Genomic DNA, 23,795 nt, shown 5'->3' with positions numbered 1-23,795 from the left:
AAGGTTATTTGGTCGATTGAAATCAACTGACTTTTTAACAGTTAGAAAGAGGTAAGGTTATTTTAAATACCGAACCCACCCCAACTTCACTAGTAACATCTATCTTTCCTCGATGTTCTTCAATAATTTTGTAACTTACCATTAAGCCAAGGCCTGTTCCTCTTTCTTTCGTGGTGTAGAAAGGCTCACCAAGCCTTTTTAATTTGTCCTTATGAATTCCGGAGCCTTCATCTGCAATTGAAATGACCAGCTGATCAGGAACCTCATGAAACATTTTTACTAAGATTGAGCCACCTTTTGGCATGACCTCAATTCCATTTTTTATAATATTTATAAATACCTGCTTTAATTGGTTAGGCTCACAATACATCTCTGGCAGCTGGTCATTGTGCTGAAAAATAATTTGCACATTACCTAGGGTAGCCTGTGGCCTTAAAAGCTCAATCGTATCAGACATGACCTTTGTTAAGTCTTTTTTCTCATAATGCAAGGCCTGTGGTTTTGCTAAAATTAAAAATTCAGTAATTATAGATTCAATCCGTTTCAATTCGGTTGTTATAACATCAAAATACATCGAAAAATCTTCTTTAACACTTGCTTGAAGTAAGTGAATAAATCCTTTTAAGGCAGTCATTGGATTTCGAATTTCATGAGCAATCCCAGCAGCTAACTCTCCGACAACTGAAAGTGTATCTGACTTTCGGAGGCGCTCCTCCATTTCCTTTTTCTCCGTAACATCTCGAAACAATGCCATATGCACATTCGATATCATCTGCCTTTTATAGGCATACTCAATGATTTTCTCTTTACCATTATGTAGAATAAATTCTTTTTCACCTTTATGTTGCATTTGATTTGCAAATTTCTCATCAAAACTCCCACTCGGTAAACCAATAATATCATCAAGCTTTTTTCCAATTGATGCAACATCAGAAACCTCAAGGATTGAAGCAGCAACCGGATTGATAGCAATAATTTTAAATTTATTGTTTAAAAGTACAATGCCATCCATTACTGAATCAAATATTTTGCGAAACTTTAGCTCACTATCTATTAATTCTTTAACCATTCTTTTTCTTTCACTTACATTCCTGAAAGCAGTCATATTATATCCATCAATTACATGCTTTTTAGATGTAAATTCCAGCTGTTTTTGTTCTCCGTTTGGCATATTGAAAGGAAGTTCTTCTCTAATTTGGCCTTTACGATAAAACTCTTCGTACACAGCCTGAAACTCTTCGTCATCTTTTACGAAATCTAATAAGGAATGCTCTAATAATTGTTTATTAGGTAGTTCGAACATACGACTAGCAGACTCGTTAGCTCTAATGATTTTAAAGCGATCATCCCAAATAATAATAGCCTCAATTGCATGTTCAAACATATCACGAAAACGCTCTTCACTTATTCTTAGTTCATTTTCCATAGCTCTTTTTTCAGTGATATCACGTAAGATTAAGGTATACAGATTATTATAGGTATTTGTTGTACCTGTAAAATCAAAAATTCGTTTCTCCTCTTCTTGCGTGACAAGAGGAAGGTCACCTCGAACTCTTCCATTCTTATATAGTACGTTATTTATTTTTTCAGCTTTATATTTATAATTAGGTTCAATTAAATCTTCAAGTGAAATATGTAATAGCTGCTTTTTCTTCATTTTTAGACTTTTACAAAATGACGGATTAGCATCTACAATTTGTCCCGATTCATTCAAGATAAGAATTCCATCTGGTGATCTATGGAATAGGTCCTTGAACATCTGCTCATTTTCTAACCAATCTTTCTCAACTCGATCATATGTAACCTTTAACTTATCATTCTCGTATTTTAAAGATTGATTTTCCATCTCTAACGCTTGAACTTTAACCAATAGTTTCTGATATTCTGTTTCGTTTTTTGTCAGATTCAAGCCGATGTCCCCCTTACAATTCTATGTCCCCAAAAATCTATGTATTTAAAAATATATTCTACACATTTCAACATTTTCCTTCATTCTATAACATCATTCTTAGTAACTTTACGAAAATATGAAAATATACCCAACGGACTTACAAAGGTTCCTCTTCTATTAGACGATTTACCAATGAATGAAAAAAACCAGTATAAAATACCCTATACTGGCCTCAACTTCTATAGTTTAAATTTACTAATCATTGAATTTAGTTGATCAGCTAAGTCTGATAATGTCTCTGCACTTCCTGCAATCAGTTCCATTGAACCATTTGTTTCTTGAACTGATGCTGACGTTTGTTCAATTCCTGCAGCCGCTTGCTCCGAGACAGAAGCAATAGTTTCAATTGATTGATTCATTTTAACTGTACTATCTGAAATCGTAGCAAGATTATTTGAGATATCATGTATATCACCTGATATTGTCTTTACTGCTAAATTTATCTCTTTAAATGTATGACCCGTATCCTCAATTTGCAGTGTACCTTGTTCTACCTGCTTGTATCCAGCTTGTAAGGAGTTTGCAACCTCATTAGATTCATTTTGAATACTTGAGACAATTTCTCGAATATCCTTAACTGAGTGTGCAACTTGCTCTGCAAGCTTTCTTACCTCATCTGCAACAACAGCAAAGCCTCTACCATGCTCGCCCGCTCTTGCTGCCTCAATCGCTGCATTCAAAGCCAACAAATTCGTTTGCTCAGCAATCTCTCGAATGACTTGTACAAGTGTAGATATTTGCTTCGTTTGCTCATCGAGTCCTTTAACTTTGCTAACTGAGGCTTTCATAAGTTCATTTATTTTGCTCATTTGCGAGGTTGATAAATTCATAGCCTCATTTCCTCTTTCTGTAAGCTCTAAAACAGCTAGGGATGACTTATGAACTCTAGTACCACTTTCATTTGCGGTTCTAATTTTTGTAACATACTCCTCCATCATTTGTGCTAGTAAAGAAGATGAATGTGCCTGCTCCTCCGCACCTGTGGACAATTCTTGCATGGTTGATGCAACCTGTTGACTTGCTGCTCTCACCTCAGATGATGTAGAGGTTAGCTCAGTACTTTTGTCTGTTACATGTGAAGAGACAGATAAAATTTCCTGAATCATCGCTTGAAGGCTTTCTCTCATCGTGTCAATTGATTGACCTAGCATTCCGATCTCATCTTTTGAAGTAGAGTTTATTGAATCTACATTCAGGTTTCCTCTTGCTATCTCCTCCGATGTTTTAATGAGCTTAGTAAATTGTTTCTTCAGCATTCTACCTATTACTAGTATGCTGATTGTTCCTAAGATTCCTGAAACTAGGATAGAAGCTACAAGAATAAGGATTGTTGACGCAACACTTGCGCCAACAGATTCCACTGCTTTTTCACTATCCATTTTCAATTGACCTCTTAAATCAGTAAGCATTATGACCGTATTGCTAATGATTTCATTAGCCTCATTACTAGCCTTCATGGAATCAAGTGCTTTCTGGGCCTTTACAGCAGGCATGACATCCTCTGCGAATAATTGGATTAACTCTCGTTGATTTGCTACTACTTTATTAAACATAATCACATGGTTTTCATTGACTAATTGGGGTCTAATTTCTTGCTCTAAAGTAGAAAACTGTGTGGTTAACTCTTGGAAAGAGGTAACGTGTTTAATATTGCTATTAGCTATGTAAATACTAATTTCACTTCCAAGCTGTTGAAACACTGATGCCATTTCGGTAATAGCAATTGAGTTATCTGCACTTTTTTCTACTTCAGTCATTTTTTCTTGTACCGATGATAACTGTAAGAAAATAATGATTGCTGATATACTAAACAAGAAAAGAGTAAGCGTAAAGGCTGCACCATATTTTTGTCCTAATCTTAGGTTTTTCCAGCCTACAAACTTCCTTTTCACTTTTTTAGGCTTAGGAGCTTTCATGTTATTTTGTGATTTATGCTTCTTCTCCTTTGATAGTCTAGTTATAAATTTCAACAAACCCTACCCCCTTCTTACGACAATTTCAAACATAAGTTCAAATTATCAAACTATTATTTCTATTCATTATAAATTAAATTGTCGAATAAGGAAATATATTCAGTCATATTTTCCTATTATTCTATCTTTTTCTTTTATAGTGGAAATTTATAACTAAATAAACACCTATGGAGAATCTTACTATCCAATAGGTGATTTTGGTAACTTTCTTACCTTCATTATTCTTTGGTGTATACCCTTTATAATAGCAGCTACAATAATAAAGCTTATAAATGAATACCAATGTTCCCACCGATACATTTTAAATAAATCAAAATGAACAAAGATAACTTCTATTACAAATGAAAACACGGCACCAACTATAATTGACCAAAACATATACACCTTAAAGGTTGCCGTATATTGATAAATAAACATATACACTACGGGAACAATTGTAAGATCAGCAGGGATTAAAGGAGGAATAGTGGGGAAGAGCTTTCTTGGATAAGACCATAACATCCATGTAGAACTGATTTCATCTATAACCGTAGCAAGAATCATCCAAAGCATGCCAAAGAGGATGATCTCTTGAAATCTAGATCGATCAACATATTTATACCATATGATCCAGGGAATAAGGGCTGCAGCAAGTAATACCAACCACGCAGGAGTAAATAAAGAGTTTTCTAACCAATACTGAAGTTCTAACTCCAATAATGTCTTCTGGTAGTTTTCAATTTTTTCATAGCTCATATGATACCTCCCTACTAACGCTTTTCAATAGGAACCGAAAACGGGACATCAAATGCATTCATTAAAAAAACAATTATAATAATTGATAATACGTATGTAAGAAGTGGTCTTGTATGATGCAAACGAATCAAATAATACATTGTAAAATAAAAAGGAACTTCCATCCAATATTTCCAACCCCTGTTAAGCACTATAAAACCGAATAGTAACACGATCCCCTCCACAATGAGGGAAAGCACAACCCATTTTGAAATATAAGTGAACTGTTTTTTCATCTTGGTCTCATAAGGGTAGCCGGTTAAAAACAGTAATGCTATACCCGGGAGAACAATAAAGGAATAAACAAGATCTGTACTATTATGGTGAAACAAAAAATCCGGTTTATACTCCCATAATAAATATCCTGCACATAAGCAGTTATATAGGAGATTGCAAATTACAACATATAAAAGAGTTGGATGATAATGTCTCCAATTTTTCCAGTCAGCCTTCCAATACACTGCCAATAGGACAGCTATAGTTATTCCTACATGCATATTATTTCCTCCAGATAATTCTCATATTGTTAGTATGTAAAATACTGGATAATATATTCTAGGAATTAATTACCATTTTTTTCCTCTTTACCCAATACTTGATGAGGACAATCATACTATCTTTTTTCCGTTCTCACGTTTTTATCCCTACTTTATTGTCTAAAATATGATAGAATAATGGTTTGTACAGTTAGACTTTTCTGCCCTAGAAATGAGGAAAAAAAATGAATATTGTTGTAAGTACATTAAATGCAAAATACATTCATACGAGTTTATCGATTCGATGCTTAAAGGCGTATGCTGCCCCTGAATTTGATATTTCGCTCGCCGAATATACAATTAAAGACCCGGTCATGAATATCGTTACTGACCTTTATAGTAAAAAACCAGATATTATTGGTTTTAGTTGTTATATTTGGAACATTGAAGAGACGATTAAGGTTATAAAAATGTTAAAAAAAATTGACTCTTCACTTACTATTGTCATTGGTGGTCCTGAGGTTACCTATGATGTAAGAGAATGGCTTGAGCGCATACCAGAGGTTGATTATATTGTTATTGGTGAAGGCGAGGAAACCTTCAAACAACTTCTCTTTAAATTACAGAGTCAAGAAAGCGTGAAAGAAGTTAGTGGCCTAGCTTTTAAAGAAAATGACCAATATATAATTAATCCACAAAGGAATAAATTAGATTTAAAAGAAGTCCCATCTCCATTCCGCTTTGAAGAGGATATCCCACAGCTATCAAAACGTGTCACTTATATTGAAACGAGCAGAGGCTGCCCATTTAGTTGCCAATTCTGTTTGTCTTCGATCGAAGTTGGCGTTCGTTACTTTGACCGTGAAAAAGTAAAAGATGATATCCGATACCTAATGGACAATGGAGCCAAAACGATTAAGTTCGTAGACCGTACGTTCAATATTAGTCGAAGTTATGCTATGGAGATGTTCCAATTTTTAATTGATGAGCATCGCCTAGGTACTGTGTTTCAGTTTGAAATTACAGCAGACATTATGAGACCTGAGGTTATTGAATTTTTAAATGAGAATGCACCTGCAGGATTATTCCGTTTTGAAATTGGTGTTCAATCAACGAATGATGCAACGAATGAATTAGTAATGAGGAAACAAAACTTTAGTAAACTTAAACGGACAGTGACCCTTGTTAAAGATGGCGGAAAAATTGATCAGCATCTAGATTTAATAGCTGGACTTCCCCAAGAGGATTATCATTCCTTCCGTCAAACATTTAATGATGTGTTTGAAATGCGACCTGAAGAGCTACAGCTAGGATTTTTAAAGATGCTACGTGGGACAGGCTTACGCCTACGTGCAAAGGACCATGGATATGTTTATATGGATCATTCACCATATGAAATCCTACGAAACAATATCCTTCCGTTTGAGGATATCATTCGTATTAAGCAAGTTGAAGACGTGCTAGAAAAATACTGGAATGATCATAGAATGGATGCAACTATCGAATATTTGGTAACAAAAGTGTTTGAAACTCCTTTTGATTTCTTCCAGCAATTTGGGGCTTATTGGGAGGAACAAGGTTGGTCAAGAATTGGCCATCAACTAGAGGACCTATTTAAAAGGCTTCACGATTTTATGGCTTCAATGGATGTGGAGAACATTTCAATCATTGAAGGTTTTATGAAATATGATTATCTCAAGAATCATAAGTACAAGCCTAGAAAACCATGGTGGACAGATATGATGACGAAGGAATCTAGATCTTCTCATTATCGAAACATCCTTGAAAATCCTTCAATTTTAGGTGAAGCGTATTTAGAGCTTAACCTATCTGAAAAAGATATATTTAAGCACACTGTTTTAGAGACATTGCCGTTTGATTTAGGTGAGTATTTGCAATCTGGAGAAATTATAGACACAGAAACAATGATGCTTGTGTATTATGATCCGTATGAACCTCATGCTGAAATATTCACTACAAATATGAGTAATACAATCTTATAGTAGGTCTTCCTTGAGAAGCTGACTCAATAAATGAGTCAGCTTTTTTATCTTACTTTTTCTTATCTTGCTTCTTTTTTTGATTAGTATCTGCTAAAAGTTCATAAGCTTTGGCTGAATTGGGGTCTCCCATTTCATGTCCAAATTCTTCTTTTAGCAAATCCTTAGACATTACATGGTTGTTATCGCCAGCATGCTTCTTGTGCTTAACTTCTTTTCTCATCGTCTATTCTCCTGTGCTATTGCCTTTTTTTGAATTTCGATTTGCACCTTTGGCAGGATTTTCATAACGGGCCTCTGCAGAAAATTCTGTGTCTGGCAGGCTTTCTGTTGGTGTGAATGCTGATTTTCTTGCTGCGTCTCTAGCAACTTTTCGCTTCATTTGGATTCCCCCTATGGTAATAATAATGAGATGAACTCACCACTAGTTTGTCCATATTCGACTCATATATTTATTTCATATGCTCATACTAAAATTGAATCCTATATGGAGAGTGGTGATACCATGGCAAAAAAGAAAAATGAAGAAAAGCTTGAGATTGATTCACCAATATTAGATGAAACACAACCACATCAAATAAGTGCTCCTTCCTTTAAAGGAACAGGCATTAAAATGCAAGAACCCTTTGTAAACGAGCATGGGGTAGTTATTGGAGATAGCTTTTATGATTCACCTAATTCCCCATTAAATAATTGGAGCGATGAGGTTGATCCATCTATCATGGCAGGAGACGAATGGGTACATCCCACGAATGACATTGGCTGGAATACAACAGAAAACCGTGAACTTCTTGAAAGTAAAAAACCTCCAAAAGGTGTTCCATTTATGCACCCTGACAAGGATGTTGGATACGGTAAAGATTAAAAAGAAAAGATGGAGTTTTATTAATTATTTTAGCCCCAATCAAAATTTGATTGGGGCTATTTTTTATATATTAACTTGTTTGTTTCGGCTTAATTGCAAAGAGACTAATAATTCCAGCAAAAATACAAATTGCCGTTGTACTATAAAACATTAATAAACGGGAATTTTCCATTAAGATAGCAAATACAGGTGGGCCAACAGCTACACCTATAAAGCGCATTGAACTATAAATAGACGTAATGGTTCCACGTTGAGACTTTTCAATTCCTTCTGTTAAAAAGGCATCTAAACATGGTAGGGCCATTCCAATTCCGATTCCACACAAGAAGAATACAGAAAGTAAATACCATAAGTTTTCTGAAAAGCTGATGATGAAGACCCCTGTTGCTAAAAATACAAGACCTATAAAAGTTAGCCATTTCATTAATACTTTATTCTTGCTTATCTTCTTCCCTGTAATAAAGGATGCTAGGCATAATGAGGCAAGAGGGATAGCCAATATTAACCCCTTCTTCAAACCATCAATCCCATAGTTATCTTCCAATGTACTTGATAAATAAAAAAGGACGCCAAATAAAACGTACATTAGTATGCAGCCAATCGCAAAAACTGCGTATATCCAACGTCCTTTTTCGAGAAAAATATCCTTAATTTTACTGATAAATTCACCAAAATGAGGTGGCTCCTCTGTTGTATCAGGTGTTTTTACTAGAAAAGTCATTAACAGAATGGAAATGAAACAAAACACCGGGAATGCAAGAAAGGGCGAGTACCATAAAAAACTAGCTAATGCAGCCCCAAGTATAGGACTTAGCACCTTCCCAAACGTATTTGACGTTTCTATTACACCTAATGAACTACTGACTTCATCTTCATCACGAAACATATCACCAACTAAAGGCATAACAATAGGCGCTGCTCCTGCTGCTCCTACCCCTTGAAAAATCCGACCAATTAAAACGAAAGTATAAGGATTATCTGCAGTCCACGTACCCCATGCTGCGATGATTCCGCCTATCCCAGCTATTATGAGACTTGGTATAATAACCTTTTTCCTCCCGATTCGATCTGATAAATAACCTGCTACCGGAATTAAAAATATCGCAACAACGGAATACAGTGTAATGATCATGCTTGATTGCAAAGAACTAATTCCGAGCTTTTTCTCAAACAAAGGCAACACTGGAATTAACATAGAGTTTCCTAACGTCATAATTAATGGAATGGATGCAATTGAAATGATAGCCCAGCTTTTTCCATTATGTTTCTTCTTGTTTGCTAACCGCTTTTTATAGGATAGTTCTTTCGTATATTCCATTTTTAATCCTTCCTTATCACATTACATTAACCTTCTTACTATTTGTCTTTATGACTGTTTTTATTTTGTCATAAAAAGGAAACGACCCAATAGCTTGGATCGTTTCCTCAAAAGATTACCCGATAATTACTCTTTCCTTTGGATAATGATAATTCACTTCTGCCCCTTTAGTTCCTAATAAGAACAAGAAGGTTAATATCCCAACTCTTCCTATAAACATATTGAGAATGATTAAACATTTTCCAATAATACTTAGATCAGGGGTAATCCCCATTGAGAGACCAACAGTTCCGAAGGCTGAACAAACTTCAAAAACAATTTCGATTAAGGAATGGTTATGTTCAGTAATTGATAAAATGATGATTGAAACTGAACAAATAATAAATGCCATCATCGTTACAACTAATGACTTAATAATATCATCCTCATGTAATTCACGTTTGAATATTTTGATTGATTTCTTACCTCTTGCAAAATGAAACAGAAATAACAAATTTAAGGCAAAGGTGGTTGTGCGAATTCCACCTCCGACTGAACTTGGTGAAGCACCTATGAACATCAATCCACAAATCACAAGAAGAGTCGGAAGAGTAAATTCACTTACATCCATCGTAGCTAACCCGCCGCTTCTTGTTGTCACTGATTGAAACAGTGCATAGAAAAAGGATTCGTGCCACGATCTACCTGCAAAGAAATGATTAAATTCCAAGATAAGAATAAGCAATGTTCCGCTTACGATTAACCCCAAAAATGTAATCGTCGTTAACTTTGTGAAAAGAGTAAAACGAAAGCGACCATTTTTTTGACTAAGAAAATCCTTTACCTCTATTAGAACAGGGAACCCTATTGCTCCCAGTGTAATTAAGATGATTGTTATAAATTGAACAAAATAATCATTTGCGAACGGAATCATTGAGGCTCCCGTAATATCGAATCCTCCATTGGTTGTCGCACTCACAGATGCAAAAAAACCTTGATAAAAAGCCTCTTCCCACGTTGGATAGTATTTTTTGAAGTATGTACCAAGTATCAAAGTACCAATGGCTTCTATTAACAAAATAATTACGATAATAGACTTTAGTAGTTTAACTAATCCTGATAAATTTGACTGGTTTTGATCAACTTGGATTAACCTTCGTTCTCTTAATCCAATCTTTCTTCCGATGACTAGGTATATAAACGTTCCAAGGGTCATAATCCCAATCCCGCCAAATTGTAAGACAAATGCTAAAATAAATACCCCTTGTACACTAAAGGTATCTGCAATTGAAACAGTAGATAACCCAGTTACACTAACCGCACTTGCAGCAGTAAAAAGAGCATCCATAAAAGACAGGTCTACACCAGGCTTATGCGCTATAGGTAGGGAAATTAAGGCAACAGCCACTGAAACTGCAATAAAATAGAAGGTTACGATTAGCTGTGCTGGAGTAAGCGTATGTAAAAATTTTAAAACCTTTTTAAACATCTATTCTGTCAGTCCTTTTAATCTTATTATTTTCCTACTATAACACAAAGAATCTACAGTTAGTACAGGGAGCTTCTATATATAGGATTGTTTTTTATGGTTCTTTTTATTAATTTTGACAGAAACTTGTGTTTTTGCATGTGCCCCAAGGTTATTTTTTGTTGTATAAAATTTCATTTCCCTCTGCTTATGACAATCTTCCTAGGAGGAAAATCCCCCCACAAATCAGACTAATTATCCACTAAAAATACATTAATTTTCACAATACACAGAATTTTAAAACTCTGTTAATGTTATTTATAGAGCGTAAGGCCTTACAGACTCTAAATCACTGATTGGAGATGAGTCAATGTTAAAAAAAGTGTTTGCTACACTTACCACTGCGGCACTAGTTGCTTCTTTAGCCATCCAGGCTCCAGCACCCGCTTCGTCCTCAGAGACAAACGAATTAGAGTTGATTGGTGTAGAAATGCTGCATCATGTAAAAAAAACACCCAGTTTGGGGAAGGCTGAGTTTTTAATCAATACGTCAAATGTGCACATACCACCAGGCATTAAGAAAAAACTGGAAAAAGTCCCTGAAGACAATAATTTACATGTTCTTCAGTTTAACGGCCCTGTTACTGAGCAAGATTTAAAAGATCTAGAGAGTTTAGGCATTGAGGTCTTAGACTACATTCCTGATTTTGCTTTTACAGTAAAAGCTGAAGAACATGAGCTAGAAAATCTGACAAGCCTACCTAAAGTTGACTCAGTTACACCTTACTTACCTTTATATAAGTTTGATCCACAACTTTTTTCAAAAGGAACTTCTGGGTTAATTAAGGCAACTGTTGCCTCTTTTAAAGGTCAAAAACAAAACATTCAGGTTAATGGGATAGAAGAACTTATTCAATATGGGATGCAGAATGAAATAAAATACATTTCAAAAGTGACAGATCATAAACTAATGAACAACGAAGCAGCTGGGATTCTAAAAGTTATTACATCTCAATCATCATATGGTTTAGATGGTTCTGGTCAAACGGTAGCTGTTGCCGATACAGGACTAGATAATGGCAGAAATGATAGTACAATGCACGAATCATTTAGAGGAAAAATCACAGCTTTATATGCTCTTGGTCGTAGTGGCAATGCTAATGATCCAAATGGACATGGCACACATGTCGCAGGGTCAGTACTAGGAGATGCAAGCTTTAAGGGGATGGCTCCTAAAGCAAACCTTGTCTTCCAATCCATCATGGACAGCAATGGAGGACTTGGAGGAATCCCATCGAATTTAAATACCCTATTTTCACAAGCTTATAATGCAGGTGCAAGAATCCATACAAATTCATGGGGTGCTCCCGTAAATGGTGCATACACAACTGAATCCAAAGAAGTAGATGAGTATGTTTGGAACAATGATATGACGATTCTTTTTGCAGCTGGAAATGAAGGCTCAGGACGACAAACAATTAGTTCACCAGGCTCAGCAAAAAATGCAATAACGGTTGGTGCAACTGAAAACTACCGCCCTAGCTTCGGGACAAATTCAGATAATATCAATCAAGTTGCATCATTTTCTTCTAGAGGACCCACTACAGATGGAAGAGTTAAGCCAGATGTTACAGCACCTGGGACCTTTATACTATCATCACGCTCCTCACTAGCACCAGATACTTCATTCTGGGCAAATTACAATAGTAAATATGCCTATATGGGTGGTACATCAATGGCTACACCACTTGTAGCAGGTACAGTAGCTTTACTTAGAGAACACTTTATGGAAAATCGTGGGATTACGCCAAAACCTTCTTTATTAAAAGCAGCGTTAGTGATTGGTGCCCAGGATTTAAACCAATCCCACTATGATCAAGGCTGGGGAAGAGTTCAATTAGCTAATTCGTTAAATGTAGGTTATATAAATGAAACTAGAGCCCTTCGCACAGGCGAAGTAGCTAAATACTCTTTTACAGCTGATGGAAGTGATCCATTAAAACTATCGCTTGTATGGACTGACTATCCTGGCAATCCATCTGCATCACGAGCATTGGTTAATGACCTTGATTTAGTCATTACTTCTCCAAGTGGAAAGCAATATGTCGGAAATGATTTTTCAAGCCCCTATAATAATAATTGGGACGGAACAAACAATGTCGAAAACGTGTTCATTAATTTATCAGAAGCAGGAACGTACACCATTGAGATTCAAGCATATAATGTTCCTTCAGGTTCACAGGATTTCTCACTCGCAGTTGTAAACTAAAACAAATAAGGGTATATCAAGTTCTATGCTTGATATACCCTTTGTTTATTATTTTGCTTCTAATCGACGAATGCGCTCATTTAAATCAGGGTGACTTGAGAATAACATACTCGCACCCTTTTTACTGTTAATTTTTAGTGTTGCAATAGATGATTGCTCTGTATTTACACGGTTTGTATATTGTTGTAACGAACGAAGTGCATGTATCATCTTATCTTTACCTGCAAGGTCCGCTCCACCATTATCAGCATGAAACTCACGGTATCTTGAGTATGCTAGAACAACAATACTTCCTAATATAGAGAATAAGATTTGGAATACAATAACTGCAATAAAATGTACAATTGGTGCTAGGTCTTCTCTTACAACACGAGATACACCCCATGCTACAATACGAGCAAAGAAGACTACAAATGTATTTACAACACCTTGTAACAGGGTCATTGTTACCATGTCCCCATTTGCAATGTGTGCAACTTCGTGGGCAAGAACACCTTCAACGGCATCATAATCCATTTCTTGAAGTAATCCAGTTGAAACCGCAACTAGAGATCTATTTTTAGAAGGACCTGTTGCAAAGGCATTTACTTCTGGAGAGTTATAAATACCTACCTCAGGCATCTTCGTAATACCAGCAGCTCTAGATAGCTTGTGAACTCTCTCTACCAATTCTCTTTCCATTGGAGATAAAGAGTCTGTCTCTTTTAATACTCTTACACCCATCATCATCTTTGCCATCCAACGTGACATTGCTAATGAAATAAAGGCACCTGTAAAACCAATAACTGCACTAAATATTAGTAATGTAACTAAATCTAAATTACCACTTGCTGTAACATAAGAGCCAATTGGTAGGACTGAAAGAATGATACCAATCGTCACCATGACAAGAATATTCGTAGCAATTAATAAAAACAATCGCTTCCCCATGTTTTTCACCTCTTGATTTTAAGTTCATATGAACTTATTATAGAGCTAGATTATAAAAATTGCAATTAATTTTACAAGCTATAGATGTTGTTAATGTATGGGTTTCCCGACTATCTCGAGGTGTACAATATGAAGACATTTCAATGTAATCGACTGATGTTATCACAGGTTTTCACTTTACTAAGAGCTGGAACTATCGATGAATGTTTCTCTGTCATTAAAGAGGCAAATGATGTTGGTCTAAATGAGCAAATTGGACTTTTATCTATCCTGAAGAAATTTAAAAGAAGGGGTAACAGTACCTATGGTTTTTCTTTGAATGAAATAGCCACTATAGGAAACCAAATCGAATTTGCAGGTGTTACCTCTACTGCAGTTGCGAATTGGGTCAAACGTGACGTTAAGGATTTGATTGGTTCCCCATTGAATGGGAAAAAGTATTCTATTGATCAAGCGGTTATAATTCTTATTGTTGAAGACTTAAAAATGGTATTAGATTTCGATTCCATTCGAAAAGTACTTTCCCTTGTTTTTAATAACTTAGAAGATCGACATGATGATTTAATTGACCCCGTTTCTTTTTATAATGGATATGCTTTTATCTATGACAAAGTGAGTCAAACTACTCTCGGTACTTCGGATAAAACAAGGGTTGAGAAGGAAGCACACAAATATATTGAAGATCATTGTACCTTACAACCACAAGAACAGGAAATTGTAAAAAATGTTATGGTTTTAGCTATTTTCGCTGTCCATGCCTCTGCCTATAAAATGCGAGCTCATCATTATTTGCAGACGACCTTACAAATGGGAGATTAAATTATTAAAATAAGAAACCATTTCCAGTATGATTTCTCTTTGTCTACTCATACTAAGAAATGCAACGATATTTCGTTGCACAATGATAGCAAGGAGATGAATAAATAATGGCTAGAAGCAATAAACTACTTGTTCCTGGAGTTGAACAATCACTTAATGCATTTAAAGAAGAGATTGCTCAAGAATTTGGGGTTAAACTTGGCTCAGACACTACAGCCCGTGCTAATGGCTCAGTTGGTGGAGAAATCACAAAACGTCTGATTGCTCAAGCTCAGGCACAAAACCTTAAATAATGTAGACACCTTCTACAATTAAATACTTGGCTAAAAACCTAGGAAAGATTTCTTTCCTAGGTTTATTTTATTGTTCTGGTTAGGATATGTCTGAATCCTTGGTTGGATTTAGACAGGTGTCACTGGATTTGGTTGAACCTGTCCGAATCCTTGGTCTTTTCCGACAGGTGGCAATGGATTCCGATGTAACCTTTCCGAATCCTTAGTCTATTCCGACAGGTGGCAATGGACTCCGAAGCAACCTGTCTGAATCCTTGGTTTATTCCGACAGGTTACTATGAATTCCGAAGTAACCTTTCCGAATCCAGGAGTTATTGCGACAGGTTACTATGGACTCCGAAGCAACCTGTCCGAATCCTTGGCTTATTCCGACAGGTCACTATGAATTCCGAAGTAACCTTTCCGAATCCAGGAGTTATTGCAACAGGTTACTATGGACTCCGAAGCAACCTGTCCGAATCCTTGGCTTATTCCAGCAGGTTACTATGAATTCCGAAGTAACCTTTCCGAATCCTGGGCTTATTCCGACCGTTTACTATGACTTCCGATGTAACCTTTCCGAATCCGCCGCCAATCCAGAAAAAAAAGAACCCAACTTATTAGTTGGATTCCTTAGTCATCATCTTTATCTCGACCTTTTCCTTTGCCAGGCTTATCATCATCGTCATCGTCATCATCATCATCTTTATTTCTATCTTTGCCTTTATCCTTAGAACGTTTTTCTTCTAGTTTGTTTTTTAATCTCTCTTTAATGTGATCAGGCATATTTGAGTTATCTATATTGGATTTTACTTTATCAAGGACTTCATCTTTCTTTTTATCCTTATCAATCGCTTTTTCTGCCTCTTTTACAGCTTTTTCGATTTCTTTTTCTAACTTCTTCTCAGCATCAGATATAGTTTTTTCGACTTTTTTCTCATCTGCTTCTTTTACAATTTCCACTTTGTCATCATCTGCAGGTTTTTCACCTGTGTTGTCTTCAGGTGCTTCTACCTTTTCTTTAACAGGTAATTTATTTTCCAGTTGCAGTAATCTCCCAGTAGATACCCCTTGCTTCTGAGCTTTCTCTCTAGTTGCAATGTCACTCTCAACAGCCGTGATTTCAATCTGTTTCTGTTTATAGGTTGTTGAGATTAATTGAATTTCCTTTGCTAGCTTTTCGCTAACTTCCGCAATCTTTTCTTCATTAAGAATAGTAGTGATTAGAACTTCTTGCCCATCAATTAGATATCCCTGTTCGCGACTCTTACTAATAATTACTTCAGTAACTTCATCGATATGTTGATTCTCCCAGTTTGGATATTCTTGAAGTATATTTTCCCCATCATTATTTAGTGCGTCAAGGCTTACTACATTCAACTCATTATTTAAACCAATTTCAAAACTTGGATTGATATCAATTGTCATATAGGCATACACAGGGTTTGCCATCATTTGTGGTATAACTGTGATGAAAAATAAAATGGCTGCTGCAGAACTCATTAGAGCAACTCTAAGTCTATTTAATTGGAACCATCTCTTTTTAGGTGTATCCACCGCTGTAACTGTTATTGGAAAAAAATCAATTTCTTCCCCGATCTCATAGTGATTATCTTGTTTTCTCGCTTTAAGAAATTCACCTTCTGGTGTTAGCATTGTTAAGAAGTCACTGTTTATTTCCATTATTACGCCTTTTCTCATGCCTCGAGCACCCCCTTTATATAATCTTTTAGATACAAGTAATCCCCCACCATAATAATGGCCATAGCAATTATATATTTACGATTTCTCTCTATAGTTTTTCTACTTACATCAACTTTTGCCTCTAATTGCTTAATTGGTAACTGTTTTTTATCAAATAATACCTGAATAAGGCCTTCCTCTTCTACCAGTGTTTTCGCCACAAGCATCGCATTTTGCCTTGCATCAGCATGCTTCGGTGAATTTTCTACAAGCTCCGAAAACGTTAACCCGAATTCAACTAGCACCTTTTGAAAATGGATAATTTCTTCTTTTCTGTGCTCTTGTTGTATCTTTTTTTCATAGTCATCGATGGAAAGATCAGATTCTATTTTTGATTGAACATTTTCTTCACCATTATCATTAGCTGCAACGAGTGTAACGGTCTTTACTCGTGCTTCTTTTCGTATATAATCAATGACTCTACGTTTAATTAGTAATTCCGCAAATGATAATAATGAACTACCCTTATCTACAGAGTACTTTTCAATAGCTTCATTAAATGCGATGAGACCAATGCTAAATTCATCATCTGTTTCATCTATATATCTTTTGCAAACAGAAGATACAGTCTTCGCAATAAATGGTTTATATTTTTTAATAAGCTTGTTTTGTAATCGTGAATTTCCTTCTTGGATAAGAAGAATTTCATCTTCTAATGAATTTCTTTTCTTCCCAATATTAAAAAGTAAGCTAAGCATCAGTTTTCACCTCTATTTCTCCACTATAGTATTCGTTAATGGTAGCGGATTTTTAGGGGTGTTACAATGAAAATATCTTGGTGAATAGATAAATTTTACCAACACTTACTTTTTACCGGAGAGAATAAATAAAGGTAGTATTTTTGAAGAAAATATAGTCACCAAAAAGGTGACTATATGTAGGGTGAAAACTTCAGCCATTATTAATTGTTTCCTTTACCTCTGTTTTCTTCTGAATTTCCGTTTCCTTTACCTTGATTACGATTTTCTTTTGCTTCTTCTTTGTTTTTCTTTCTTTCTTCCTTAGCTTCTTCTCTATTTTTCTTTCTCTCTTCTTTAGCTTCTTGTTTTTTCTCTTTAATAGCATTTTTAATTTCTTTTGCAGTGTCCTTAGAAACGACTGGTGTTACGATAGGCAATTCAGGTAGGTTTAAATCTACTTCAAGTTCAGAAACAATCTCTTCTTCAGTTACTGTTTCAGTTGTTGAGTCTGCAACTTCAGTCTCAACTTCTACTTCAATTTCAGTACCTTCACTTACTGCAGTTTCTTCAGTATTATCTTCTTCTTCTTTCGCATCTGCTTCAGCATATATTTCTGCTAAGATCTCCAGTTTTAAAGCTAATTTCTTATAGCTTTTTTCAATGTTTTTAGCTAGTGCAGCTTTTGCTACAGGATTCTTTACTTTCTCCATTGCTGCAGTTAAAGCAATGATATTTTGTGTTGCATATTCTTCTAAGTGTGCATATTTTTCTTCTATTGTTACTTCTTCAGAACCTTCTTCTTTAGTTGCTACTTCTTCAGTTACTTCCTCTTCAACCACAACCTCAGTTGTTTCTTCTTCAGTAGCTTCCTCAGTATCTTCAATTACAGATTCCTCTTGAGTTTGCTCTACTTCTGTTTCTACGTTTGCATCTTCTTCTACATTTTCATCAATTGTAATTTCTACTTCTTCCATAAATTCAAGTGCTTTATTGATTGTTTCTAAGGCAGCCTCTGTTTCATTCGCTGCAAATAAAGCTTCTGCTTCAGCTAAACGTTCAGCACTGAATTTAGCAAGTAATTCAGCTTCTTTTATGTTATCAACAGTTAGAGCTAATTGAATGTTCTCTAACACTTCTTTAAGGAAGTAAAAGAAGTCTCCAGGGATAAGAGAAGGTACTTCTGCTTGTATTGTTGTTTCTGATTGTACTTCAGCTTCTACATTTGCATCTTCACTAGCAAATGCTACACCAGACGGTAAAGTTAGAGATCCTGCAAGAATAAGAGCCAATGCTTTTTTTGATAATACATTTTTCATTATATATTCCACCTCATCTGTTTTTTTGTCGCGCGCGCTTGATTCACTATAAATGTACGAGGTCAAAAAACTTTTTGAGGGGGTGAATGTAATAATTTTTAATTTAAAAGTTATTTTTGTAACAATTTACGACAAAAAAAGAAGTGGGATTCACCCACTCCTTCCATTTATGCATTACCTGCTTTATCAAGATGTACTTCCTGCTTTTCTTCTGCCTCTTTGTCTTTAGATAGAAACCAACCCGATACAGCAATTGAAACTAGGACTACCCAGAAGGTAATTTTCCATGCTGGTGACTTCGGGAAACTTTCAGAAAGTATTGCTAGCTCTGGGTGAGATAGTGTATATACAGATAATTTAACCCCTACCCAACCAACAATTAAAAATGCCGCTGTTTCAAGACCTGGTCTACGGTGAAGTAATTTTACAAAATATGTTGCTGCAAAACGCATAATAATTAATCCAATAAGTCCACCTGCAAAAATAACAGCAAACTGTCCACCATCAAGTCCGCCAATCTTAGGAAGGCTAGTTAATGGTAATGTTACCGCTAACGCAACTGCAGCTAAAATTGAATCGACTGCAAAAGCAATATCAGCTAACTCGACCTTTAACACAGTCATCCAAAAGCCAGATTGTTTGCCTTGCTTTTCGTTTTCTTGCTCTGCTTTTGCCATTCTTTTCTTTAAGAACTTTTTCACTAGATGATTAATCGCTATGAAAAGTAAATATATAGCACCAATAGCTTGAACTTGCCATACATTGACTAAAAATGAGATTGCAAATAGTGATCCGAAACGGAACACGAATGCTCCTGCTAAACCATAAAATAGTGCCTTTTTTCGCTGATCCTCAGGCAGATGTTTTACCATGATAGCCATTACTAGTGCATTATCCGCAGCTAAAATACCTTCTAGTGCGATTAAGACTAGTAAAACCCAACCATACTCAAATAATATCGATAATTCCATGTTCTCTATTCCCCCTATTTTTCGTGTTAACAAGTAAAGAGAACATCCTCTTTATTTTCAACTCTCACCTATAAGGCCAATCGAGTCTCAATAAAGAACGCAAAAAAGACCCCTGCCTTATAGGCAAAGGTCTTGCTAAACACTTTTTTGTGTCAATAAAGCCGATGGACGGTTAAACCCATGAACTGACGACTTTATTTTCAGGTTTCCCTGAACGCTACTCCCCTTTGTCGGAAGATAACCCATATTTACTATATTTTAACTATAGTATCAATAAGTACAACTGTCAATAAATATATCCTTATTTCTTCCTTGGTGCTTCATTCAAAATAGGCTTCTTTCGATTTCTTTTTATTAATATATATATGACTAGGACTGCAACTATTCCAATTCCAGCTGGTAATAGATATTCATTTGCTAAAGACCCAACCTCTTTCCATTTAGGGCCAAGTTGAACTCCAAGGTATACATATAAAAAAGTAATTGGAAACATTGCAACAAATGTATAAATACTAAAAACCCAAACATTCATTTTAGCCATACCACATGGTATTGATATTAGTGTACGGACACCTGGTATAAACCTACCTGTAAACGCAACCTTTCCACCATGTTTCTCGAAAAACTCATCTGCTTTTGCAAGCTGTTTCTCTTTTATAAAAAAGTATTTACCATATTTTAATATAAATGGACGGCCACCGTATCTACCTAGCGCATATAGCGTTAAGGGTCCAAAGGTTCCCCCAACTGTTCCAGCAACAACAACTAGCCATAAGTTCATATCCCCTTGAAATACCCAATAACCAGCAAGTGGGAGTACAAGCTCAGCAGGAACAAATTCAAACGTTAATGCAATGACAATCCCTAAATAAGATAGTCCTTTTAAAAATTCAATAAACTCTATTATTAGATGCTCCATTTAACTCTCACCACCTGTCCTCACTCATTTTACAACAAATCTATGTAATACAACATTACTTTTTAAAACATTTCTAATATAACATCTTACCCTTTTATAGCCTACTTTACAAAAAGAACCAAGGAATAACAGACATGTTTCCTTATAAATAGGCAAAAATAAAACCTAACCGGTGATACGCACCTTAGTTAGGAGTGAAGCTATGCATACAATGTGGAAAGGTTCGATTAGCTTCGGACTTGTTAACATACCAATCAAGCTGTATTCAGCTACAGAGGATAAAGACATTAAATTACGTAATTTACACAAAGAATGCTCTACACCCATTCAATATGAAAAAACATGTCCGAATTGTGATAAAGAGGTAGGCAACGAGGACATTATTAAAGGCTATGAGTACGTAAAAGGGAAGTTTGTTATTCTAAATGACGATGAGCTTAGGGAACTTAAAGATGAGCATGAAGAAAAAGCAGTAGAGATTATTGACTTTGTAGATTTAAATGAAATTGATCCTATCTACTTTAATCGTTCGTATTTCATGGGTCCAGGTGAGAACGGAAGCAAAGCCTATGCCCTATTACGAGAAGCCCTTCAGAAGTCAGGGAAAATTGGTATTGCTGAAATTGCGATTCGTTCAAAACAGCATATGGCCATTGTCCGTGTGTATAAAAACAGTTTAGTAATGGAAACCATTCATTATCCTGATGAAGTTAGAAATGTTGGAGAGGTACCGGGCGTGCCTGAAAATGTTGATATTAATGAAAAAGAACTTGATACTGCAATCATGCTCATCGACCAATTAACAACAACCTTTGAGCCTGAAAAATATAAAGATGAATACCGTACTGCTTTAATGGAGCTAATCCAATCAAAAATCGAAAACAACGAGGGTACTACCTCCAAGGAAGGACCTCGAACTAATGTTGTTGACCTTATGAGTGCTCTTCAGGCGAGCATTGAAAAGACAAAAGGTAAACCAACTCTTGCAGCAACACCTAAACCCTCAGCTATGACTGGCACAACAACTGAGACTCCAACTGCTCCAGCACCAGCTAAAGGAGCAAAAACTCGAACAACCCGAAAGAAAATAGGATCTTAACTAGAGGGACTAATGCAGTCCCTTTTTCTACGGATAAAAAGATTTCCAACTATTTATACTAAGTACCAACACAGTATTAGGTAAAGGGATTGATTAGACATTGAATTTAAGAAATCATACAAAAAAACAATCCGGACCTTTTTTTATTATCGGTTATGATAAAGAAAAGGATACTTTTGATGTTGGGGTTTTACATAAAAAGGACATAAAAAAGTTAGGGGCTTTTTCAGAAGGCCTATCTGATGAAGAACGAAAAGTTCTATTACAGGTTATCTCTAACAATTCACAATCTGAGACAAATTCATATCTCCATGTTGAGCCAGGAATCTGTATAGAGCTTGAATATACAGAAATTGAAAACGAACAAATTACAACTCCAGTTTTCAAACAATTTCTCTTTGATGTTAAGTGGAAGGATTGCACTTGGGAAAATCTACTATCAACAATTAATGGGATCACCATTAGTCATCCCGATAAACCACTTTGGAAAGACAATGATGTTACGAAATTCGATTATATTCATTACTTAAATGAAATCTCACCTTATATGCTTCCTTTTTTAAAAAATCGATTGTTAACCGTTATTCGCTATCCTCATGGGATGTTCGGAGAAAAATTTTATCAAAAAAACTGTCCTGATTATGCGCCTGATTTTATCCAAACTAGAATTCATGAAAATATCAATTATATTGTTTGCAACAATGATGAGACATTGATCTGGCTAGGAAATCAGCTTGCTTTTGAATTTCACATTCCATTTCAAACCATCCATTCGACTGGACCATCGGAAATTGTCTTTGATCTTGACCCGCCATCTAGAGAGTATTTCCCTCTCGCCATTAAGGCTGCTCAAATTTTAAAAGAGGTTTTTGATGGATTGAAGCTAATTTCATATATCAAAACATCCGGTAACAAAGGCTTACAACTATATATACCTTTACCAGAAAATCAATTTACCTATGACCAAACGAGACAATTCACAGAGTTTGTTGCAAACTTTTTAGTCACAAAGGAGCCCTCTCTTTTTACAATTGAGCGATTAAAAAAAAATCGACATAATAAATTATACGTTGACTATCTTCAGCATGCAGAAGGCAAAACCATTATTGCTCCCTATTCAGTAAGAGGGAATGATGGAGGTTATGTTGCAACCCCTCTATTTTGGGATGAGGTTACTGAACAACTTTCTATTGAAGACTTTCCATTAGAAAGTATCCTTTCAAGGATTAAAGAAAAAGGCTGTCCTTTTTCCTCCTATTTTGAGGCAAAGGAGAAACAGCAATTTCAGCCAGTTCTTGATTTCTTAAATTCACCATCCACTTAATTTCGACATCTTATATGATGTCGTAATGTTTACCAAATGATTTAACTAGTTAACTTTTATTAAATTTTTAATAGAAAAATAGAGTAATTAAGCTGAAAATAGTATAAAATGAGGAAGATAATTATTTGGTACTTTTTTCTTATTAAGGAGTGAGAATCGTGGATAATGTTTCTTTACATACATTAATCAATCATTGGCGTGGAATGTATAAAGCGCTTGAAAATGATTGGCAAACTTCCGCAAAAGACTTAGGCTTAACAACAGCCGAACAACATATGCTTTGGATTATTTATTTTGAAAAAGAAGCAACCATGACACGGATTGCAGATATAGGATTATGGGATATTTCTACCGTGGTACAGGTTGCCAATCGTTTAAAACAAAAAGGATACATACAAACAGTTAAGCATGACAATGATCGTCGTATTTCCTATTGTATCTTGACTCCTGAGGGAGAAGCGATACGTGAGAAGTCTGCTGAATACAGTTATAAAACATATGAGTATCTTGCAACCTTTAATGATGATGATAATAATTTTTATGAAACACTAGCAAATTTTCAAAGGAAGTTTAACGAACACTTTCATGGGAAAGATTTCGTTGATTGGGTTGATCGTACATCTAAAGCATCTAAGAATGAAAAATAAAG

At 35.5% G+C, this 23,795-nt stretch carries 22 protein-coding genes; 8 read left to right on the top strand and 14 right to left on the bottom strand.

Annotated elements, in window-relative coordinates:
- Nucleotides 1-34: 34 nt before the first annotated feature.
- The 4 genes from J2Z26_RS03145 to J2Z26_RS03130 all read right to left on the bottom strand — a co-directional run bounded on the left by J2Z26_RS03145 (nucleotide 35) and on the right by J2Z26_RS03130 (nucleotide 5,195).
- Nucleotides 35-1,909 (bottom strand): PAS domain-containing sensor histidine kinase, encoded by a 1,875-nt coding sequence (locus J2Z26_RS03145; protein WP_193538188.1) that lies wholly within the window; start codon nucleotides 1,907-1,909, stop codon nucleotides 35-37.
- Nucleotides 1,910-2,130: 221 nt separating this feature from the next.
- Nucleotides 2,131-3,924 (bottom strand): methyl-accepting chemotaxis protein, encoded by a 1,794-nt coding sequence (locus tag J2Z26_RS03140; RefSeq protein WP_193538186.1) that lies wholly within the window; start codon nucleotides 3,922-3,924, stop codon nucleotides 2,131-2,133.
- A 180-nt stretch (nucleotides 3,925-4,104) separates the two neighbouring features.
- Complete coding sequence (locus J2Z26_RS03135; RefSeq protein ID WP_193538185.1) at nucleotides 4,105-4,659, bottom strand: CBO0543 family protein; 555 nt, start codon at nucleotides 4,657-4,659, stop codon at nucleotides 4,105-4,107.
- Between the two features lie 14 nt (nucleotides 4,660-4,673).
- Nucleotides 4,674-5,195, bottom strand: a complete 522-nt coding sequence (locus J2Z26_RS03130) for a CBO0543 family protein (protein WP_193538183.1) — start codon at nucleotides 5,193-5,195, stop codon at nucleotides 4,674-4,676.
- A gap of 224 nt (nucleotides 5,196-5,419) precedes the next feature.
- Between J2Z26_RS03130 and J2Z26_RS03125 the strand changes: the two genes are divergently transcribed.
- Nucleotides 5,420-7,177 (top strand): B12-binding domain-containing radical SAM protein, encoded by a 1,758-nt coding sequence (locus J2Z26_RS03125; protein ID WP_193538181.1) that lies wholly within the window; start codon nucleotides 5,420-5,422, stop codon nucleotides 7,175-7,177.
- Between the two features lie 49 nt (nucleotides 7,178-7,226).
- On the opposite strand, the gene J2Z26_RS03120 is transcribed toward J2Z26_RS03125, so the two are convergent.
- Nucleotides 7,227-7,397, bottom strand: a complete 171-nt coding sequence (locus tag J2Z26_RS03120; protein ID WP_193538559.1) for a hypothetical protein — start codon at nucleotides 7,395-7,397, stop codon at nucleotides 7,227-7,229.
- A gap of 3 nt (nucleotides 7,398-7,400) precedes the next feature.
- Nucleotides 7,401-7,556, bottom strand: coding sequence for a hypothetical protein (locus J2Z26_RS03115; protein WP_193538179.1), 156 nt, complete (start codon nucleotides 7,554-7,556; stop codon nucleotides 7,401-7,403).
- 123 nt (nucleotides 7,557-7,679) lie between these two features.
- Between J2Z26_RS03115 and J2Z26_RS03110 the strand changes: the two genes are divergently transcribed.
- Nucleotides 7,680-8,039, top strand: a complete 360-nt coding sequence (locus tag J2Z26_RS03110) for a DUF3905 domain-containing protein (RefSeq protein ID WP_193538177.1) — start codon at nucleotides 7,680-7,682, stop codon at nucleotides 8,037-8,039.
- A gap of 70 nt (nucleotides 8,040-8,109) precedes the next feature.
- Here the strand turns inward: J2Z26_RS03110 and J2Z26_RS03105 are convergent, their stop codons facing one another.
- The gene (locus tag J2Z26_RS03105; RefSeq protein WP_193538175.1) at nucleotides 8,110-9,357 is read right to left on the bottom strand and encodes a bacillibactin exporter BcbE; all 1,248 of its coding nucleotides are present in this window, start codon (nucleotides 9,355-9,357) and stop codon (nucleotides 8,110-8,112) included.
- 115 nt (nucleotides 9,358-9,472) lie between these two features.
- Complete coding sequence (locus J2Z26_RS03100; protein ID WP_193538173.1) at nucleotides 9,473-10,825, bottom strand: TrkH family potassium uptake protein; 1,353 nt, start codon at nucleotides 10,823-10,825, stop codon at nucleotides 9,473-9,475.
- A 349-nt stretch (nucleotides 10,826-11,174) separates the two neighbouring features.
- Between J2Z26_RS03100 and J2Z26_RS03095 the strand changes: the two genes are divergently transcribed.
- Nucleotides 11,175-13,073 carry a S8 family serine peptidase gene (locus tag J2Z26_RS03095; RefSeq protein WP_193538172.1) on the top strand — a complete coding sequence of 633 codons (1,899 nt, stop codon included), beginning with the start codon at nucleotides 11,175-11,177 and terminating at the stop codon, nucleotides 13,071-13,073.
- 48 nt (nucleotides 13,074-13,121) lie between these two features.
- On the opposite strand, the gene htpX is transcribed toward J2Z26_RS03095, so the two are convergent.
- Nucleotides 13,122-14,003 carry a protease HtpX gene (gene htpX / locus J2Z26_RS03090; RefSeq protein WP_193538170.1) on the bottom strand — a complete coding sequence of 294 codons (882 nt, stop codon included), beginning with the start codon at nucleotides 14,001-14,003 and terminating at the stop codon, nucleotides 13,122-13,124.
- A gap of 129 nt (nucleotides 14,004-14,132) precedes the next feature.
- Between htpX and J2Z26_RS03085 the strand changes: the two genes are divergently transcribed.
- Both J2Z26_RS03085 and J2Z26_RS03080 read left to right on the top strand, forming a co-directional pair.
- Complete coding sequence (locus tag J2Z26_RS03085) at nucleotides 14,133-14,822, top strand: DUF1836 domain-containing protein (protein ID WP_193538168.1); 690 nt, start codon at nucleotides 14,133-14,135, stop codon at nucleotides 14,820-14,822.
- Nucleotides 14,823-14,929: 107 nt separating this feature from the next.
- Complete coding sequence (locus J2Z26_RS03080) at nucleotides 14,930-15,115, top strand: alpha/beta-type small acid-soluble spore protein (protein ID WP_193538166.1); 186 nt, start codon at nucleotides 14,930-14,932, stop codon at nucleotides 15,113-15,115.
- A gap of 612 nt (nucleotides 15,116-15,727) precedes the next feature.
- Here J2Z26_RS03080 and J2Z26_RS03075 read toward each other — a convergent pair.
- The 5 genes from J2Z26_RS03075 to J2Z26_RS03055 form a co-directional block, all read right to left on the bottom strand.
- Nucleotides 15,728-16,795, bottom strand: a complete 1,068-nt coding sequence (locus J2Z26_RS03075) for an anti-sigma factor domain-containing protein (protein WP_193538164.1) — start codon at nucleotides 16,793-16,795, stop codon at nucleotides 15,728-15,730.
- Complete coding sequence (gene sigI, locus J2Z26_RS03070) at nucleotides 16,792-17,535, bottom strand: RNA polymerase sigma factor SigI (RefSeq protein ID WP_193538163.1); 744 nt, start codon at nucleotides 17,533-17,535, stop codon at nucleotides 16,792-16,794. Before sigI ends, J2Z26_RS03075 begins: the two co-directional genes overlap by 4 nt.
- Nucleotides 17,536-17,738: 203 nt before the next feature.
- Nucleotides 17,739-18,833 carry a DUF5667 domain-containing protein gene (locus J2Z26_RS03065; protein ID WP_193538161.1) on the bottom strand — a complete coding sequence of 365 codons (1,095 nt, stop codon included), beginning with the start codon at nucleotides 18,831-18,833 and terminating at the stop codon, nucleotides 17,739-17,741.
- Between the two features lie 167 nt (nucleotides 18,834-19,000).
- A complete protein-coding gene (locus J2Z26_RS03060; protein ID WP_193538159.1) occupies nucleotides 19,001-19,804 on the bottom strand; it encodes a TerC family protein in 804 nt (267 codons plus the stop codon).
- Nucleotides 19,805-20,105: 301 nt separating this feature from the next.
- Nucleotides 20,106-20,723 (bottom strand): DedA family protein, encoded by a 618-nt coding sequence (locus tag J2Z26_RS03055; RefSeq protein WP_193538157.1) that lies wholly within the window; start codon nucleotides 20,721-20,723, stop codon nucleotides 20,106-20,108.
- A 202-nt stretch (nucleotides 20,724-20,925) separates the two neighbouring features.
- On the opposite strand from J2Z26_RS03055, the gene ku reads away from it, so the two are divergent.
- The 3 genes from ku (at nucleotide 20,926) to J2Z26_RS03040 (ending at nucleotide 23,793) form a co-directional block, all read left to right on the top strand.
- Nucleotides 20,926-21,822 carry a non-homologous end joining protein Ku gene (gene ku / locus J2Z26_RS03050; RefSeq protein ID WP_193538155.1) on the top strand — a complete coding sequence of 299 codons (897 nt, stop codon included), beginning with the start codon at nucleotides 20,926-20,928 and terminating at the stop codon, nucleotides 21,820-21,822.
- Between the two features lie 100 nt (nucleotides 21,823-21,922).
- Complete coding sequence (ligD, locus tag J2Z26_RS03045; protein ID WP_193538153.1) at nucleotides 21,923-23,146, top strand: DNA ligase D; 1,224 nt, start codon at nucleotides 21,923-21,925, stop codon at nucleotides 23,144-23,146.
- A 158-nt stretch (nucleotides 23,147-23,304) separates the two neighbouring features.
- Nucleotides 23,305-23,793: a MarR family transcriptional regulator gene (locus tag J2Z26_RS03040; RefSeq protein WP_193538151.1), complete on the top strand. Its 489-nt coding sequence runs from the start codon at nucleotides 23,305-23,307 to the stop codon at nucleotides 23,791-23,793.
- Nucleotides 23,794-23,795: the final 2 nt, after the last annotated feature.

Source organism: Cytobacillus luteolus (assembly GCF_017873715.1).
Classification (GTDB): Bacteria; Bacillota; Bacilli; order Bacillales; family Bacillaceae_L; genus Bacillus_BV; species Bacillus_BV luteola.
This window is presented reverse-complemented; position numbering and strand designations above follow the sequence as displayed.